Origin of the sequence: Streptomyces himalayensis subsp. himalayensis, from assembly GCF_013778455.1 — a bacterium.
Lineage (GTDB): Bacteria > Actinomycetota > Actinomycetes > Streptomycetales > Streptomycetaceae > Streptomyces > Streptomyces himalayensis.
The window spans coordinates 56331-73288 of sequence record NZ_JACEHE010000006.1; the positions used below are offsets into that span (position 1 = coordinate 56331).

General features: G+C 69.6%; 14 protein-coding genes and 1 pseudogene. 12 read left to right on the forward strand and 3 right to left on the reverse strand.

Annotated features, from left to right (window positions below):
- Positions 1-205 precede the first annotated feature (205 nt).
- From H1D24_RS12000 to H1D24_RS12010, 3 genes and pseudogenes are all read left to right on the forward strand, one after another.
- Positions 206-1147 (forward strand): annotated as a pseudogene (locus H1D24_RS12000) (RNA repair domain-containing protein); the annotation flags it as partial.
- Between the two features lie 81 nt (positions 1148-1228).
- The gene (locus H1D24_RS12005; RefSeq protein ID WP_181657451.1) at positions 1229-1489 is read left to right on the forward strand and encodes a type II toxin-antitoxin system Phd/YefM family antitoxin; all 261 of its coding nucleotides are present in this window, start codon (positions 1229-1231) and stop codon (positions 1487-1489) included.
- Positions 1486-1914: a PIN domain-containing protein gene (locus tag H1D24_RS12010; protein WP_181657452.1), complete on the forward strand. Its 429-nt coding sequence runs from the start codon at positions 1486-1488 to the stop codon at positions 1912-1914. The genes H1D24_RS12005 and H1D24_RS12010 overlap by 4 nt, the downstream gene beginning before the upstream one ends.
- 122 nt (positions 1915-2036) lie before the next feature.
- Here the strand turns inward: H1D24_RS12010 and H1D24_RS12015 are convergent, their stop codons facing one another.
- Positions 2037-4289 (reverse strand): hypothetical protein, encoded by a 2253-nt coding sequence (locus H1D24_RS12015; RefSeq protein WP_181657453.1) that lies wholly within the window; start codon positions 4287-4289, stop codon positions 2037-2039.
- A gap of 438 nt (positions 4290-4727) precedes the next feature.
- Here H1D24_RS12015 and H1D24_RS12020 point away from each other — a divergent pair, with 438 nt between their 5' ends.
- The 3 genes from H1D24_RS12020 (at position 4728) to H1D24_RS12030 (ending at position 9224) form a co-directional block, all read left to right on the forward strand.
- Positions 4728-6422, forward strand: coding sequence for a helix-turn-helix domain-containing protein (locus tag H1D24_RS12020; RefSeq protein ID WP_258564014.1), 1695 nt, complete (start codon positions 4728-4730; stop codon positions 6420-6422).
- A gap of 496 nt (positions 6423-6918) precedes the next feature.
- Entirely contained in the window at positions 6919-8379 is a 1461-nt protein-coding gene (locus tag H1D24_RS12025; protein ID WP_181657454.1) for an amino acid permease, read from the forward strand.
- 92 nt (positions 8380-8471) lie between these two features.
- Positions 8472-9224, forward strand: a complete 753-nt coding sequence (locus H1D24_RS12030; protein ID WP_181657455.1) for a DUF429 domain-containing protein — start codon at positions 8472-8474, stop codon at positions 9222-9224.
- A 15-nt stretch (positions 9225-9239) separates the two neighbouring features.
- Here H1D24_RS12030 and H1D24_RS12035 read toward each other — a convergent pair whose 3' ends face one another.
- A complete protein-coding gene (locus H1D24_RS12035; protein WP_181657456.1) occupies positions 9240-9986 on the reverse strand; it encodes an NAD(P)-dependent oxidoreductase in 747 nt (248 codons plus the stop codon).
- 128 nt (positions 9987-10114) lie between these two features.
- Between H1D24_RS12035 and H1D24_RS12040 the strand changes: the two genes are divergently transcribed.
- From H1D24_RS12040 to H1D24_RS12060, 5 genes are all read left to right on the forward strand, one after another.
- Positions 10115-10555, forward strand: a complete 441-nt coding sequence (locus H1D24_RS12040) for an archease (protein WP_181657457.1) — start codon at positions 10115-10117, stop codon at positions 10553-10555.
- Positions 10556-10796: 241 nt separating this feature from the next.
- Complete coding sequence (locus H1D24_RS12045) at positions 10797-11030, forward strand: metallothionein (protein WP_181657458.1); 234 nt, start codon at positions 10797-10799, stop codon at positions 11028-11030.
- 16 nt (positions 11031-11046) lie between these two features.
- Positions 11047-11694, forward strand: coding sequence for a protein-L-isoaspartate(D-aspartate) O-methyltransferase (locus tag H1D24_RS12050; protein WP_181657459.1), 648 nt, complete (start codon positions 11047-11049; stop codon positions 11692-11694).
- A gap of 43 nt (positions 11695-11737) precedes the next feature.
- Positions 11738-13162, forward strand: a complete 1425-nt coding sequence (locus H1D24_RS12055) for an RtcB family protein (protein ID WP_181657460.1) — start codon at positions 11738-11740, stop codon at positions 13160-13162.
- Between the two features lie 323 nt (positions 13163-13485).
- The gene (locus H1D24_RS12060) at positions 13486-14949 is read left to right on the forward strand and encodes an MFS transporter (protein WP_309484286.1); all 1464 of its coding nucleotides are present in this window, start codon (positions 13486-13488) and stop codon (positions 14947-14949) included.
- 128 nt (positions 14950-15077) lie between these two features.
- Here the strand turns inward: H1D24_RS12060 and H1D24_RS12065 are convergent, their stop codons facing one another.
- The gene (locus tag H1D24_RS12065; protein ID WP_181657686.1) at positions 15078-15821 is read right to left on the reverse strand and encodes a class I SAM-dependent methyltransferase; all 744 of its coding nucleotides are present in this window, start codon (positions 15819-15821) and stop codon (positions 15078-15080) included.
- A 291-nt stretch (positions 15822-16112) separates the two neighbouring features.
- Between H1D24_RS12065 and H1D24_RS12070 the strand changes: the two genes are divergently transcribed.
- Positions 16113-16898: a VOC family protein gene (locus tag H1D24_RS12070; RefSeq protein ID WP_181657462.1), complete on the forward strand. Its 786-nt coding sequence runs from the start codon at positions 16113-16115 to the stop codon at positions 16896-16898.
- The last annotated feature ends 60 nt before the right edge of the window (positions 16899-16958 follow it).

Genomic DNA, 16958 nt, shown 5'->3' on the forward strand with positions numbered 1-16958 from the left:
AACCCTCGCGGACGCAGACCGGCGGCTGGATGGCTCCCGCAAACTAGAAGAGGACTCGAACAGAGGTCAACACATCTGCACACAAAGTTTCATTCAGGAGCCGGGCACCGGCGGAGCGTGAGCCTGGCGGCGACGGCATCGGGAGGACAGCGCGGGCGCGGCACCCTGGAAGAAGAGAAGGTGTGAGGGCGAGAGAGGAGGCGTGATGCGGACCAGCGACGAGATCTATCACCGGGTCCGCTGGGACCCGCGGTTCGACCCGGCCCGGTTCGTGCTGGGGATCAGCCAGCGTGGGGACGCCCCCAAGCGCATCGCGCTGACCTCCTTCGTACCCGGGGGCGACATCCCATGGCACCGGGTGGTGTTCATCGAGGCGGACGGCGAGGTGGTCTGGGACCGGGCCACTGGTGTGGACCGCATCGACGCGTCGAGCGCCGGCCGGGTGCGGGGCCCGCTCCGCCTGCGGGCCCCGGAGGGCCGGTACGCGTCGGACCACTACGGTGACCAATACGGTCTGGAAGCCGAAGTGAGCCGCGACCCGGACTACGGCCGGAGCGAGCCCACCGCCGCCCTGGACGTACACCCGACCCCCCGTACGGCGGTGGCCTGGATCCCGCCTTCGGAGCTGTGGCCGCCGATCCAGGACATCCGCAGGGATTACGATCCACAGCTCCACCGCTGGCCGCCGCACGTCAATCTGCTCTTCGGCTTCGTGCCCGAGTCCGACTTCGAGCGGGCGGCGCCCCTGCTCGCCGCGGCAACGGCCGAGACGCCGGTCTTCACGGCCCGGCTGGACGGGGTGCGCACCTTTCGACACCGGGCGTACTTCACCGTGTGGCTCGACCCTGCGGCGGCCGGCGAGGCACCGTGGGCGGGCCTGTGCCGCGCGCTGCAGCAGCGGTTTCCGCGCTGTCGTGGGCGCGGGAAGAGTTTCACCCCGCATCTGTCCTTGGGCCGGACCAGGGATCCGCAGTGGGTCGCCGCCGACTGTGCCGCCCGGCTCGACACGATGACTGCGACGGTATGGGAGCTCGTCCTGCTCGCGCGCAGGAGCGATGGGCCGATGCGGCCGCGGGCCACCGTCGCTCTGGGCACGGGCGAGATGCGCTGGCTGCCCGAGCCGGGCCCCGGTGCGCCGGGCGCGGAGGACACGGCCTGGCTCTCCGAGCTCACCGACAGGTGAGGCAGAGAGCCGCCCGGATCGGGCGGTTGTAGTACTTTGTACTACATGGAAACGACCGCGCGAGAGTTCAACCAGAACGCCTCAAGAATCCTCGCCGCTGCCGAACGCGGCGAGCGCATCACAGTGATCAAGAACGGACGGCCGGTCGCCATACTGTCTCCGGTGGGCGACGAGAACGGCGAGCGCATCGCCGCGTACCCGACAGACCCCATGGGCGAGGACGACGAGGCCCCCGTTTTCCGCAGCGGATCCGCCGTTGACTGGTCAGCGGGACGTGGCGACTACCTGCAGGGGTTCAGCGAGTGACCGTCCTGATCGCCGACACGTCGGGACTGTACGCGTACTACGACGGAAGCGACCCAGAGCACCGGCAGTGCCGCAAGGCGGTGGCCGCCGCAGCCCACTTGGTCGTGACGCCTCTGGTGCTGGCCGAGCTCGACTATCTGCTGAGCACGCGGATCGGCCCCGAGGCAGCACATGGTGCGCTCGCCCACATTCGCGACCGCGTTGCCGTTCGGCGGTACGCAGTGCCCGAGATCGAGCCGCACCTGTCGACCGCGCTGGTGACGATGCGGCGGCATCCGCAGATCGGCCTCACGGACACCATGAACGTGGTCATGGCATCCCAGTACCACACGGACTCGATCCTGACTCTGGACCGCCGACACTTCCGGATGGTGCGCCCCCTGACCGGGCACACGGCGTTTCTTCTGTGGCCCGACGATCTCTGACACCTGCGGGATAACTGTCAGCTCCTGCCGGTGACTGCCACTACGTGCTCGGTTGTACACGGGTGGTGTCAGCGACGCGTCGCCGAATTCAGGCAGCCACCGGGTTGCCTCGCCCGCCCGTGTCAGCGCCGCCGCCTGCCTCCCCTCCGTGCCCCCCGGCCCCTGCCGTGCGGCCCCTGCTGGACGATGCGGCCGATGCGTGCGCTCGGCTTGCGCAGCGCGCGCCCGGCGACGGTCCTGAGTTCCGCGATGCCCGCCCGGTCCGGGTGGCGGGAGGCGAGAGCTGCCTCGAGAGTGTCCCGGGCCTGTGGGCCCTGGCTGCGCAGCATCTCGATCACCCCGTCAGGACCGGCCGCTTCAAGGAGCTGAAGCAGGCTCTCGGCGACCATGAGCCGCGCCTCCGGCTCGGTCAGGTCCTCGGCGTCGAGGATGTCCCGGCGTACCAGGACGCTGAGTGCGGTGGGGGCCAGCGACGGATCCGTACGCAGGCTTCGCAGCAGGGTCTCGCCGTCGTCGAGCGCCTCGACGAGGGCGTCCAGCATGGCTTCGGCGCGGGTGCGGAACGGCATGGCCCGTACCGCATCGGTGAGCTGCTCCACCGCTGCGCGCGGGTCGCCCGCTGCGTGTGGAACCCCCGCTGCACAAGGATCGCCCGCTGCCTGCGCGTCGTCGGCTGCCTGCGCATCGTCCGCTGCCTGCGAGTCGCAGTGGGCCGCGATCCACGCGGCGAGCTCCGCGCGGGCCGATTCCGGGTCGTAGTGGTCGACGAGGACGCCCAGCAGACCCGCCGCGGGAGCCTGCGTGAGTTCTCCGACCAGCGGGGCGTCCCGGCCTTCCGCCAGCAGCCGCCGGCGTACGGAGTCCGTTCCGAGCTCGGTGAGCTGAATCAACTCGACTGGCCCCGCGGTCAGTTCGGCTCTCAGCTGCTCGGCCCGCTCGGCGGCGGCACCCTCGTCCGGGGCGGCGGCGCCGAGTAGCTGCGCGACCTCCAGCGGCATCCCGGCGGGTGGCAGCTCGGGGATCTCCTCGTCCAGAGGCACGTCCAGCGGCACGTCCAGCGCCACGTCCAGGAACACCCGGTCGGCCATGTCCCGGTGGCGTGCGACGGCTCCCAGGTCCTCCAGTGCTGCCAGCACCGTCCGCAGATCGCGGTCGGCGTGTTCGGACCATATCGAGTGCCCGCCGAAGCCGCCCAGCTGGAAGCCGGTCCGGTCCCTGATGGCGAGGTGGACGGAGTCCCGCAGCCGGGGCCACGGCATGGGGTGCGGCAGGCTGTAGAGGGTGGCCAGGACATCGGGCAGGACGTCGTCGCAGGCATCGAAGAGCATGGATTCCACATGCCAGCCGCTGCGCGGGCCGATCAGTGGCCTGCGCAGTTCCAAGAACGCTTCGAAAGCACGCCGCCACAGTGCCAGGGGGTCCCTCAGCAGCGGCTCGGCCTTTGCCACCGCGTACAGCCGTCCCTTGGCGACCCGTACCAGCCTGGCCGTCTTCGCCCACTCCAGTACGAGGCCGAGGCGCGGCAGGTCCCCGGAGGAACGGACCCCGGCGGTGGCATCGCCGGTGCCCAGCTGTTCGACGAGTTCGCGCGCATCAGCCAGGCGCAGCCTGCCGGTGCCGGTGAGCGCCCGGCCGTCCCGCCCGGCCCACTCGGTCAGGCCACGCAGCCACCCCAGCACCGGCGACCGCTCGGCCTGCTCACGCAGCACATCGTCGCCGGGCAGGGTGACGGGCAGCTGCGGCTCGGCCCGGGACACGGGCCCGAGGCCGCGCCTCAGGTGCCGCTGGACGATGGCGTCCAGGACGTCACGATCGTGGGGCACCTCGCCGCGCTGCGCCCGCTCCACGAAGTCCTGCATGGCCTGCTCGTCGTGAACGTCGACGCCCTGCTCGGCGGCGGTGGTGACCCAGAACTTCGACAAGCCCCAGCGACTGCGGTCGGCCATCTCATCTGGATAGCGGGGTGCCGCGGCATCCACGGCCGCCAGGCACTCGGCGAGGGTTGCGCCCCGGGGATCTGCGAGGTGGGCGGCGTTCAGGTAGCGGAGCAGGGCGCGCAGGGTGCCCGGGGCGTCGGCCAATTCCTCATCGGGCAGTACGGTGACCGTCCGGGGTAGCCACTCCAGCAGGAATTCGTCGACGTGGCGCGGTTCCCACAGTCCCAGTCTGCCGTCAGGTGTGCCGCGGTGGCGGTAGTCCAGCGCGGCTTCGGCGACGAACATATCGGCGTCCAGGCCCTCCTCTCGGGCCCACCGCTCGAACCGGTCGAGGAGCAGGCTGGACGCCGCCTCGTACTCGTCCTCTTCCTCGGGTTCGAAGATCATCCGCATGAGGAACCAGCCTTGCCTTTCGCCGTACGCAGTCCGTCCTCTCACGCTATCGGCCTTGCATCGGCAAGGTCGTGTTTGCGGTTCGGCCAACGGACGACGGGCTGCCTCACAACCGGCGAGACACCCTGGAGCCGCGGCACGGCCGACACGGCCCACGGCATGGCGGACACAGCCCGCGGCACGGCCGACACGGCGGACACGGCCGACACGGCGGTGCTTCCCGTGCGCCTGCCACCACGTCGGGCCAGCGGAGCCCGGGGGCACCCGGGGGCTCCGACCGACACTGCTTGCCCGACCGTCCCCGTTGCCCGACCCGTTAGCATCTGTGCGGATGGCACGGCTGACACGCGCATCGACTCAGCGCTGCGTTCACTGCATGCTTCCCACCCCACGGCGCGGGCCGGCACGGCGCACGGCGCACGGCGCTTACCAGGCCATCAACCACATGAGCCAGGGCCACCAAACCGAGCAAAGGCGCCGACCATGGATCCAGCCGCCGCGGAACCCCCATCCGGCACCGGCACCGGCCATGGCCCCGGCCCCGGCCCCGTCCCCGTCCCCGTCCCCGTCCCCGTCCCCGGCGTAAGCCTGCGCCAGCTGCTGATGTCCCTGGGTGAACCGCTGGTCGAGCTGCAGACCGCTCCCGCCGGACTGGATGTCGAGATCCGCAGCGTCGCCCTGCTCGATCCCGAGGACCCTCCAGCCTTCCGTCCTGGCGAGTTGGTCCTCGCCATAGGCGCCCGCGGCCGCGCCGCGTTCCCGGCGCTGCGTGCCGGTGGGCGCGACGGAGCCGCCGCTGTCGCGGTCAAGGTGGACTCCCCCGAGCAGGCCGGCGCCCTCAGCGAGACTGCCGTGGAGGCAGGGGTCGCCTTGCTCTCCGTACGCGGTGACGCCCGCTGGGAGCAGGTGAACGCCCTTGCCCGCGCCGCCCTCGACGATGCGCCGCCGGGTCACCCCGGCGAGGGGATCGATGAGGGCGACCTCTTTTCGCTGGCCCAGACCACCGCCGTTCTCACCGGCGGCATCGTCAGCATCGAGGACACCGCCAACCGCGTGCTGGCCTACTCCCGTTCCACGGACCCCGACGAGGTCGACGATCTGCGGCGGCTCTCCATTCTGGGCTGGCAGGGCCCGGAAGCGTATCTGGCGAAGCTGCGCGACTGGGGAGTCTTCCAGCGACTGCGCGCCTCCGACGAGGTCATCCGCATCGACAGCCACCCCGAGCTGGGCATCCGCCGCCGCCTCGCGGTGGCCATCCGCTCCGGGAATCGGCAACTGGGCACCATCTGGGTGCAGGAGGGCTCCGTGCCCCTGACCGAGCGCTCGGACCAGGCGCTGCTGGGCGCGGCGCGCGTCGCCGCGCTCCACCTGGTACGCCGCCGCCGGGAGCCTTCCCCGGACCTGACGCTCACGTGGACCTTGTTGGCCGGACTCCTGGAGGGCAGCACCAGACCCCAGCCGCTCGCCACCCACTTGGGACTGGACGCATCACGCCCCAGCGCGGTCCTGGGCTTCTCGTACGAGGCGGCCGATGTCACCACGCCGGAGCTGACCCGCACCGAGGTCACCAACCTGATCTCGGTGCACACAGCCGCTCACCATCGCAGCGCCCTGGTCACGCGGATCGATCCCCGGATCTACGTGCTCCTGCCGCAGTTGCCGCCCAGCATCGACGTCGCCACACTGCGGGCCTGGGGGCACGAGATCGCCGATGCCGCCCACCGCCACCTTGGCCTGTCGCTGCGGGGCTCGGTCGGCTGCATTGTGCCGGGACTTGCCCGCGTACCCGAGTCACGCCGCGAGGCCGACCGCATCCTCGACGCCATGGCGAGCGTCGACGTCACCAGGACCACGGTCGCGGCACTGGCCGACATCGAGGCGGAGGTGCTTGTCAGCGAACTGGTGACGCTGCTCTCCGCGCACGCCGACATACGGGACTCACGGCTGACCGAGCTGGTCGCACACGACAGTCGGCACCAGGGGCGGTTGGCCGAGTCGGTCCTCGCCTACCTGGATGCCTTCGGCGACGTACGGGTAGCCGCCGCTCAGTTGCATGTGCACCCCAACACGCTGCGCTACCGGATCCGCAGGGCCGAGCAGTTGACCGGTCTCGACCTGAGCCGCCCTGAGCAGCGGCTGCTGGCCATGCTTCAGCTGCGGTTGCCGCCCGCCACCTGATCCGGAACCGCGGTGCGCTGATCTGCGGTGCGCAGGCCCGGCGTCAAGCAAGTCTCTTATCTCCTGTGTCCTGTGACCCGGTGTCGGCATTGTTCAGCTGGACAGCAGTCCGGCGTGAACTTCGTCCCCCATCACAAGCAAACCACCCCATCCCCCCTAATACGCTGCTCAAATCCCACTCTGAAGTGATACCGCTCACCTCTCACAAGGAGGAGGAGCGAAAAACAGACGTGGGGTAACGCTCCGTTCCCGGCACCGGAATCCCAAAACGCGCGGCCGTGCATGCACCACTTGCCACACGCATCAGGGGGAACGCATCAGGGCCGCGATCACCGACTGCTGAGATGCCCCGGCCCGCCCACCCGTTCACCCGCTGTCCGGCGATCCGAGCCGTGGTGCCGCGCCTCATCCGCCGACCCAACTCATTGGCAGTCCCCCAACTCATTGGTAGTCCGCCCAACTCATTGGCAGTCCCCCCAACTCATTGGAACTTCAGATGACTACACGTCCCCCAAGCCCGGTGGCCTCCGCATCTCCTCCCCCCACGGACGGTCAACCTCCCCAGCGCTCAAGCCTGCAGGCCGGACTCAAGAACCGCCATCTATCCATGATCGCCATCGGCGGCGTCATCGGCGCCGGCCTCTTCGTGGGATCCGCCTCCGGCATCGCGGCCGCCGGTCCCGGCATCCTGCTGTCCTACGCCCTGGTCGGCGCCCTGGTCGTCCTCGTGATGCGGATGCTCGGCGAGATGTCCGCGGCCAACCCCAGCTCCGGCTCCTTCTCCGCCTACGCGGACCGGGCGCTCGGCCGATGGGCGGGGTTCTCGATCGGCTGGCTGTACTGGTTCTTCTGGGTCGTGGTACTCGCCGTCGAGGCGACCGCCGGTGCCGTGATCCTCGAAGGATGGATCCCGGCCGTTCCGCAGTGGGCGTGGGCTCTGATCGTGATGGTCGTGCTCACCGCAACGAACCTGGTTTCGGTCGGCTCCTTCGGCGAGTTCGAGTTCTGGTTCGCGGGCATCAAGGTCGCAGCCATCGCCGCCTTCATAGTCATCGGCGGCCTGGCGGTCTTCGGTGTGCTGCCCGGCTCCGACAACGCCTCGGCCGGCTTGGGCAACCTCAGCGCGCATGGCGGCTTCCTGCCGAACGGGCCGAGCGCGATCCTCACCGGTGTGCTGCTCGTCGTCTTCTCCTTCATGGGCAGCGAAATCGTCACCCTCGCCGCCGGTGAGTCCGCCGACCCGCAGCGCGCGGTCGCCAAGGCCACCAACAGCGTGATCTGGCGGGTCGGCGTCTTCTACCTGGGCTCGATCTTCGTCGTGGTCTGCCTGCTGCCGTGGAACGATCCGGCGATCGCCGAGAAGGGCTCGTACGTCGCGGCCCTCGACTCGATCGGCATCCCGCACGCCGGCCAGGTCATGAACGTCGTCGTGCTCACCGCTGTGCTCTCCTGTCTGAACTCCGGCCTCTACACCGCCTCCCGGATGGCCTTCTCACTGGGCCAACGCGCCGACGCCCCGAAGTCCTTCGCACAGACGAACGCGCGGGGTGTGCCGGGGGCCGCGATCCTGGCGTCCGTCGCCTTCGGCTTCGTCGCGGTCGCCTTCAACTACCTGTGGCCCGACACGGTCTTCCAGTTCCTGCTGAACTCATCCGGCGCTATCGCGCTCTTCGTGTGGCTGGTCATCTGCTTCTCGCAGCTGAGGATGCGCGGGATCATCCTGCGCGAGGACCCCGAGAAGCTGGTCGTCCGGATGTGGCTGTTCCCGTATCTGACATGGGCGACCATCACGTTGATCGTGTTCGTGCTCGGCTACATGCTCACCGACGACGGTGACGGCGGTGGGCGGATCCAGGTGCTGCTGTCGGTGCTGCTTGCCGCACTGGTCGTCGCGGTGTCACTGGTCCGGGAGCGGATCGGCCGGAGGGCCGAAGCCGAAGCGGTCAGCCGCCGATAGGAGCAGTGGCGGCCGCGGGGACATGGTGGTCGGCGGCGGGTACGTACCCTGCCGGCCGCCACACCGACCGTGGCCTCCGTCATGATGACCTCGTGCGAACCCTTGGCATCGACCTTGCCGCCGGCCCCCGGACCACCGCGGCCGCCGTGGTCGTCTGGGAGGCATCGACCGCTGTGGTCGAGCCGCCGCGGCTGCGGTGCACCGACGAGGATCTGCTTGGGCTCCTCGGCGGGCTCCAGCCTGGTGACCGCGCAGGGGTCGACTGTCCCTTCGGGTGGCCGATCCCCTTCGTGGAGGCCGTCTCCGCCCATGCCGCCGGGAGGCCGTGGCCCGGGCGGGGCACCGACAGCACCACGCACCGGGCCACGCTGCGCCTACGCCGTACCGACCTGTTGACCCACCGGGCACTGGGAGCCGGGGCCCGTCCGCCGCTGTCCGTGTCCTTCGACCGGCTCGGCGCCACCACCGCCCGCTGGGCGCACCTTGCAGATGCGCTGGCCGCCCGGGGGCTGGAGGTGGAGCGGACTGGAACGGGCAGTGTCGTCGAGGTCTACCCCGCCGCCGCCCGGCTCCGCTGGGGTCTCGGCAGCCCGCGCTCCATGGAGGTCCTGCTGGGCGCGGCACCGCAGCTCCGGTGCGATCCGGGCGTCCGTGAGCTGTACGACCGCAGCGAGCACGCCTTCGACGCGCTGATCGCGGCGCTGGTGGCGCGTGCCGCCGCACTCGGACTCACCGAGCTGCCCGAGGAGCAGGACCGGGCCACCGCCGAGATCGAGGGATGGATCCATCTGCCGTCGGAGGGCAGTCTGCCTCGGCTGTTCCGGCGTTCAGTGGGCGGCCTCTGAGCCGCATCGGCGCACCTACTTCTTGCCGCCGACCGCCTCCTTCTTCTTGCCGGCTTCCGCCTCCTTCTTCTTGCCGCCGACCGCCTCCTTCCGGAGAAGGTCGAGGAGGCTCGGTGTCCCTTCCGTGGTGCGCACATCGATGAACGTACGCACATGACCGCCGTCCACTGCCCGGCGCAGCAGCGCGTTCGCGAGATCCGCACGCGAGGTGAACCGGCCGGGAAGGCGCGCGTCGCCGACCTGGTAGTCGCTGACGGCGGTCGTGTCGAAGAGACCGGCGGGACGGATGACCGTCCAGTCGCGGTCGCAGTCGCGCACGATCTCCTCCATGCGCCGCATGTCGTCGTACACCGTGCGCCCGGGAAAGCGCACGATGAACGGCTCGAGCACCTTGCGGAAGAAGAAGCCCTCCCCGGGCGCTTCCACCCCGAACAGCACGGTCGAGGTGACACAGACCAGGCGTCGGACGCCCTGTTTCGTCATCGCCTGTGTGATGTGGGTGATGCCTTCCGAGTACACCGTGACGGGGTCCGGGCTGTAGGGAACGCCGAGGGCCGAGATCACCGCGTCCTGACCGGCCACGGCCCGTTCGACCGCAGCCGCATCGAGCACGTCCGCGCGTACCACGTGCAGGCGCCGGTCCTCCAACGGGAAGGTGTCGGGCCGGCGTGTGACGGCGGTGACCGTGTGGCCTTCGGCGAGCGCCTGTTGGGTGACCTGCCGTCCGGTCGGACCGTTCGCTCCGAAAACGACGAGCTTCACTGGCTTTCCTCTCAGTTCTGGGGTGTCTTCGCCGTCCAAGAGGGGCCGCCGGGCGGCGAGTGTGACATCCCGGTGAAGGGGCGACGATGGGAGGTACAGAGCAGGCAATCGTGGCGGGGAGCTGGGTGATGCATCCGGAAGACAGTGCACGGCACGCCGGACACCGCGGTGTGCCGCACACCGCGGACCTGCGGGTGGAGGCGTGGGCCCCGACCCGCGAGGAGTGTCTGGCACACGCGGTGCGGGGTGTCTGCGAATCGTTCCTGGATCTGTCGGGGGCGGGCGCGACCGGTGTCCGCAGGCGGGACGTGGTCGTACGGGCGGACAGTGATGCAGACCTGCTCGTGGCCCTGCTGGAGGAGGTCGTGTACTGGCTCGACACCGCGGACGAGGCACCGGTCGACGTGGAGCTCACCGAGACGCCCGACGGTCTGCGAGCCGGTCTGCATATGGCTGACGCCTCATCATTTCCCGTGACAGGGGCGGCGCCCAAGGCGGTCACGCTGCACGAGCTGGACTTCACTCACGGCCCCGAAGGCTGGACCTGCTCCGTGACGCTCGATGTGTGAGGGCCCGCTCGACACGTATGAGGGCCCGCTCGACGTGTGAGGGCCCACTCGACGTATGAGTGCCGTGATCCCTGCGCACGGCGGCATCTGCCGCCCCAGCCGTGTGATCCCTGAGCACGGAGCGCATCCGCACTCCTGGCCCGTGGAAGACGGATCGCGAGCAACCTTTTCCGAGCGGGAGCCGAGCCCGGGCGAACCGAGTGCGGCCCGATGACCGCAGTACATCGAGGAGTGAACCTTCATGGCAGTGTGCGAGGTCTGCAACAACGACTACGAGATGTCGTTCGAGGTACGGGCGCAGGGAGCCGTCCACGTCTTCGACAGCATCGAGTGCGCGGCCCAACGGATGGCCCCGACGTGCGTGAACTGTCAGTGCCGCATCCTCGGCCACGGGCTGCAGAGCGACGGGCAGTTCTTCTGCTGCGCGCACTGCGCCCGCCAGCAGGGGTTCTTGCAGCTGGTCGATCACGCCTGATCCCGGCCCGCCCCCAGTGCACTCGCGGGATCCTGCTCGTACCCCGGAGGATCTCGTACGGGCCCTCCGCGCGGCAGGGATCACTGATGAACGTCTGCTCGAGGCCGTGCGTACGACGCCGCGAGAGCATTTCGTCCCCAGCGGCCGTGCGGCTGCGGCCTACGACGACGTACCCGTGTCGATCGGTCATGAGCAGGTGACCACGCAGCCGTCGCTGTCGGCCATGATGATCGAGAGCCTCCAGCTGGGTGGGGACGAGCACGTACTGGAGGTCGGTACCGGTCTCGGCTTCCAGACCTCGCTGCTCGCCCGGCTGGCCGCCGACGTGGTGAGCATCGAGATGTGGCCGGACGTCGCTGCCCAGGCCGAGCGCAACCTGGCAGCCCAGGGCATCCGGAACGTGGAACTGCGGGTCGGGGACGGCAGCGGCGGCGTGCCCGACCGTGCTCCGTACGACGCCGTCATCGTGTCCGCCGCCTTCCCCGAGGTCCCCGCGCCGCTGATCGAACAGTTGCGGCTCGGGGGCCGCCTCGTGCAGCCCATCGGTCACGGCGGCGACGAGGAGGTCGTGTCGTTCCGGCGCACGGCTTCCGGGCTGGACGAGGGGCGGCTGCTGACGGCGGCCCGTTTTGTACGTCTGCGGGGGCGGTACGGCTTTCCCTGATCCAACGGTGCTTCGGCGACACCGCCGCACGTACGCTCGAAGCATGGACATCACGCTGGTCCAGGACGGCCCGTTCCGTTTCCGTATCGACCAGCAGGATCCGATGCGGGTGCCTGGGGTCGTCTTCGCCACGCGCGACCTGTTGCCGCAGGCCGCCGGGGACAAGGCGCTGGAGCAGGTGGCGAACGTGGCGACGCTGCCAGGCATCGTCCGGGCCTCCTTCGCCATGCCGGACGTGCACTGGGGGTACGGCTTCCCGATCGGCGGTGTGGCCGCCACGGACATCGACGACGCGGGTGTGGTGTCGCCGGGCGGGGTGGGATTCGACATCTCCTGCGGCGTCCGGCTGCTGGCCGCCGACATCGAGTGTGATCCGCTGGCCCCGAACATGCGGACGCTGATGGACATCCTCGGCGACACGATCCCGCGCGGCATGGGACGCGGCGGGCTGTGGAAGCTCAAGGGCCGTCCGCAGATGGAGGAGCTGCTGGTCGGCGGCGCCCGGTACGCGGTCGAGAGCGGCCACGGTGTGCCGCGCGACCTGGCGCGCTGCGAGGACTACGGAGTGCTGGACGGGGCCGATCCGTCACAGGTCGGGCAGCGGGCGGTGGAGCGGGGGCTTCAGCAGGTGGGGAGCCTTGGCTCGGGCAACCACTTCCTGGAGGTGCAGGCCGTGGACCGCGTGTACGACGCCGAGGCGGCGGCCGCCTTCGGCCTTCGGCCCGACCAGGTCTGTGTGATGATCCACTGCGGCTCGCGGGGCCTGGGGCACCAGGTGTGCACCGACCACGTCCGCGTCATGGACCAGTCGCTGCGGGCCTACGGCATCCACATCCCGGACCGGCAGCTGGCCTGCGTGCCGGTCGTCTCGCCGCCCGGCCGTGCGTATCTCGGGGCGATGGCAGCGGCCGCCAACTACGCGCGCGCCAACCGTCAGCTGCTCGCCGAGGCCGCACGCCATGCCTTCGCCGTCGCGGCGGGGGTGGACGTGGACCTGGTGTACGACATCTCCCACAACACCGCGAAGATCGAAACCCATGAGGTGGACGGCGTGCAGCGCCGGCTCTGCGTCCACCGCAAGGGCGCCACCCGGGCGCTGCCGCCTGGCGACCCCAGCCTGCCGGACGATCTCGCCGGAGCCGGACAACCCGTACTGGTCCCGGGCACCATGGGCACCGCCTCGTACGTGATGGTCGGCACCCCCGGGAACGACGCGTTCCTGTCGGCCTGCCACGGCGCGGGGCGGGTGTGGAGCCGCCACCAGGCGCTGCGCCGAGTCCGCGGTGAGGAACTCCGCAGCGAGCTGGAGTCGCAGGGCATCGCCGTACGACCGTCCTCCTGGCGGGGACTGGCCGAAGAGGCACCCGGCGCCTACAAGGACGTCGACGCGGTCGCCACCGCCACCGAAGGCGCGGGACTGGCCCGGCTGGTCGCCCGCCTGCACCCGCTCGGCGTCGTCAAGGGATGACGCCGGAGGCTGACCGTGCGGCTTCTTCCGCCAGCCCCTCAAGCACCGTAGCTGACAGCGCTCGCGGCGTGCGACGAAGCGACTCCCGCCGCCCCCGCGCACCGCGACCGCGCAGGCGCTGGAACTGCTCGGAGAGCCCCTACGGATCTGCGTGGCCAATTTGGTTCACATGGGGTGTCGCTGGCTCGACTGGTACCCACGGTCCTTATGGTCTTGGTGCTCGTGCTCGTTGGGCACCGCCCCCGAAGTGGTAGGTGCCCGCTCGGCCGAATATGCGAAGCCGGGGCAGGAACGTACGTGCTCGGTCGACCAGGAGTGCTGCCGTGCCATCTACCGAAGCCTCATCAGCGCCGGGCAGTCTCGGCTGGAACCGTGAGACCGCGACACTGGCGCTGCTGTCGTTCGCGATGCTGATCGTCTCGCTGGACCAGTACATCGTGGTGGTGGCACTGCCTGACATCGCACGCGATTTGGGCTACTCAGCGCAAACGCTCCAGACGGTCATCAGCGCTTACTCGGTGGCCTCGGCCGGCTTCCTGCTGTTCGGCGGTCGTGCGGCGGACCTGCTGGGGCGACGCAGGATCCTGGCGACTGGGCTGGTTCTCTATGCCGGAGCGTCACTTGCGGGTGGGCTCGCCACCGGGCCAGGCATGTTGCTCGCTGCCCGCGCGATTCAAGGACTTGGCGGAGCCTTGGTTTTCCCCACCACTCTGGCGCTTGTCAACACCACGTTCCCCGAAGGTCAGGTGCGCAACCGTGCGCTGGGTATCTGGGGTGGTGCGGGCGCGGCCGGCCTTGTGATCGGCGTGTTGCTCGGTGGACTACTGACTCGGGCTTTCGGTTGGGAAGCGGTCTTCCTGGTCAACGTCGCCTTGGCGGTTCCGGCGCTGCTGCTTGCGTTCGTACTGATCCCGCCCGACGGTGAACGCGAGAAGGGCCGCAAGTTCGATCTGCCTGGCGCGCTGACTGTCACTCTGGGCGTCACCCTGATCGTGTTCGCTCTGGTTCAAGGACCCGGGCTGGGCTGGCTTTCTCCAGGCATTCTCATCAGCGCAGTGGCCGGTCTGCTACTGATCGGAGCATTCGCGCTGATCGAGCGCCGCAGCTCCGACCCGCTCATGCCCCCTCGGCTGCTCTCGAACCGAAATCTCATCACCGGCGTCGTCATCGCATTCATGTTCATGGCGACCTTCGGCTCTGTCCTCTACTTCCTGTCGCTCTACCTTCAAGAGATCCTCGGCTACGACGCCCTGCAAACCGGCGCCGGATTCCTGATCCCCACAGCGGTGGTGGTGGCAGGCTCGACGATGGCGGGCCAGATTGTGACGCGCATGGGACTCAGAGCCACGCTGGTGGCCGCGCTTGGCATAGGGGCGATCGGCGCCGTGGCGCTCGGCTTGGCGATCTCGCCGGACGGCTCGTACGTCGAACTGATCCCAGGACTCGTGGCGCTCAGCATCGGTGACGGCGTGGTGTTCACCACCATGTTCATCACCGCCGCGACTGGGGTGTCGGACCGAGATCAGGGCATCGCCTCAGGGGTCGCCTCCACGGGCTCCGGAGTCGGTGCCGCGGTGGGCCTCGCCATCCTTGTCCTGGTAGCCACCGCGGGTCTCGACGACCTCACCGGCGAGCGCCTGCGGATCGCGACCGCAGACGGGATCCGCACCACGCTGTTCGTCGTGGCCGGCGGGATCGTCGTCACGCTGCTCGTTGCTGTAGCGCGGTGCCCTACGCCAACAGCGCCACCACCTGCTCCCGTACCCGCCCAGTGGCGTCGGTGTTGACGCGCGTGGGACGCGGCCACCTCCGGCAATGCTGCCCGATGTCGCGACATCTACGGGCGACCGTTCGGGCCCGACTGCACGCCCGGGGCCCTTGTCTCTGGTCCGCCCGGTGATCCAAACGAAACTGCCTACTGATCCGGCGGGATCCGGTAAACGGAAACGTGGGAACGCGACTCGGAAGTGAAGTCGGATCCGGTCCAGTCCGCGTGCCTGGTCTCCACCTCGAACCCGGCCAACTGAGCCATGAGGTCGAGCTCGGCCGGCCAGATGTAGCGGTGCGGGCTGCGGAACAGCTGCGCTTGCCGGCTCTCATCAAACCTGAAGTGGTGCGATACGACGTGCTGCCGCAGAACGTCGTACGTGTCCAAGCCGATGTAGCCGGGCTCGGCACCCCAGACCGTCGCTTGCTGACCCGGTGGGAGCCTGCGCAGGTCAGGCACCCAGAGTTCGATCACGAACCGCCCGCCGGGTGTGAGGTGGCGGGCGGCATTGCGGAAGCACGCGACCTGCTCGGCTTGGGTGAGCAGGTTGGAAATGGTGTTGTAGACGAGATACACGAGCGTGTACTCCCCCGGGGCGAGGGCAGTCGCCATGTCACCGACGATCACTGGGATCGTCGCTTCATCCGCCTTCGTTCGCAGCCGGTCGATCATCGGGAGTGACATCTCGATACCGGTCACGGCCACCCCTCGCTCGGCGAGCGGAACCGCAACGCGCCCGGTTCCGATGGCGAACTCGAGCGCCCGCCCGTCGCCTGCGAGTTCAGCGAGGCGGTCTACGGTCGGCCCCAAGACCTCCGGCGCGAACATACCCGTACCCGGCGTGTCATAGCGCTCGGCGGCATTGACGTCCCAGATCTGATCCGGCTCCATGCCGCCAACGATCACCATGGGTGCGCGTGTTGTCCAACGAATTTGCGACCTTACGGCCCCGGTACGCGGTCGGTGTTGAGCGGCTTCTCCGGTCGGCGGTCCGTCAGGCAATGAAGGACCGCTGACACCTGCTCGCTTGTGAGTTGGCTTCTCGTTGCGCGTCACCCCAAAGGGTGAATCCGGCTGCCCGCCGCGCCGGGTGCCAGGGTGGGACGGGTGGACATGGGCATCGTTGCGGGGGTCATACGGGGCCGCGGAGCGGTGGTCCCGCAGAGCCGATGGAGGGCGCGCATGCTCGGCACAGACTTCACCCATGGATCACCCTGCTGGATCGATCTCGGCAGTCCGGACACCACCAGGGCGGCCGCCTTCTACGGCGCCGTCTTCGGCTGGCAGTTCGTCTCTGCCGGGCCCGAGGCCGGCGGGTACGGGTTCTTCCAGAAGGACGGCAAGACCGTCGCCGCACTGGGGCCGCTCACCGAGGAGGGCGCGACGAGCGCCTGGACGGTGTACTTCCGGACCGATGACGTCCAGGCCACGACCAAGGCCGCCGAGCAGGGCGGCGGCACGGTGCGGGTGGCGCCCATGCAGGTCATGGGCGAGGGGTGGATGGCCCAGTTCACCGACCAGCAGGGGGCGCAGTTCGCGGTGTTGCAGCCGGGCACGCCGCAGGGAGGGCTGGAGAAGGCGTCCGAGGACAACACCCTGGTGTGGGTGGAGCTCCACGTACCCGACCCGGTGGCCGGGATCGGCTTCTATCACGGCCTGTTCGGCTGGCGCTCGCAGGAGATGCAGGCGCCCGGAATGACGTACCGGGTGCTGAGCCTCGAGCACGGGGACCAGCAGGACACGTCCTTCGGCGGGGTGGCCGCGCTCCAGGAGGGCGGTCGCGGGCCGAGCTGGGTCCCGTACTTCGCGGTCGCGGACGCCGACGAGACCGTCAGGAAGACGGAGGAGAACGGCGGCTCGGTCCTGATGCCGGCGGAGGACGTACCGGAAGTCGGCAAGATCGCGTGGCTGGCGGACACCGCCGGTGCGGTCTTCGCAGTACTCAAGCCGAACCCGCCGCAGGCGTAGGCAGGACGACGCGTCCGGCCGGTCGGTCCGCCGACTGCCCGCCGCCCGGAAGCACCCAGA

What these genes read in the sequence shown, in the direction of transcription:
- H1D24_RS12045 (WP_181657458.1), top strand. Translation starts at nt 10,797, where the DNA reads ATGGCAGTGTGCGAGGTCTGCAACAACGACTACGAGATGTCGTTCGAG.
- H1D24_RS12020 (WP_258564014.1), top strand. Translation starts at nt 4,728, where the DNA reads ATGGATCCAGCCGCCGCGGAACCCCCATCCGGCACCGGCACCGGCCAT.
- H1D24_RS12025 (WP_181657454.1), top strand. Translation starts at nt 6,919, where the DNA reads ATGACTACACGTCCCCCAAGCCCGGTGGCCTCCGCATCTCCTCCCCCC.
- H1D24_RS12070 (WP_181657462.1), top strand. Translation starts at nt 16,113, where the DNA reads ATGCTCGGCACAGACTTCACCCATGGATCACCCTGCTGGATCGATCTC.
- H1D24_RS12055 (WP_181657460.1), top strand. Translation starts at nt 11,738, where the DNA reads ATGGACATCACGCTGGTCCAGGACGGCCCGTTCCGTTTCCGTATCGAC.
- H1D24_RS12040 (WP_181657457.1), top strand. Translation starts at nt 10,115, where the DNA reads ATGCATCCGGAAGACAGTGCACGGCACGCCGGACACCGCGGTGTGCCG.
- H1D24_RS12065 (WP_181657686.1), bottom strand. Translation starts at nt 15,821, where the DNA reads ATGGAGCCGGATCAGATCTGGGACGTCAATGCCGCCGAGCGCTATGAC.
- H1D24_RS12005 (WP_181657451.1), top strand. Translation starts at nt 1,229, where the DNA reads ATGGAAACGACCGCGCGAGAGTTCAACCAGAACGCCTCAAGAATCCTC.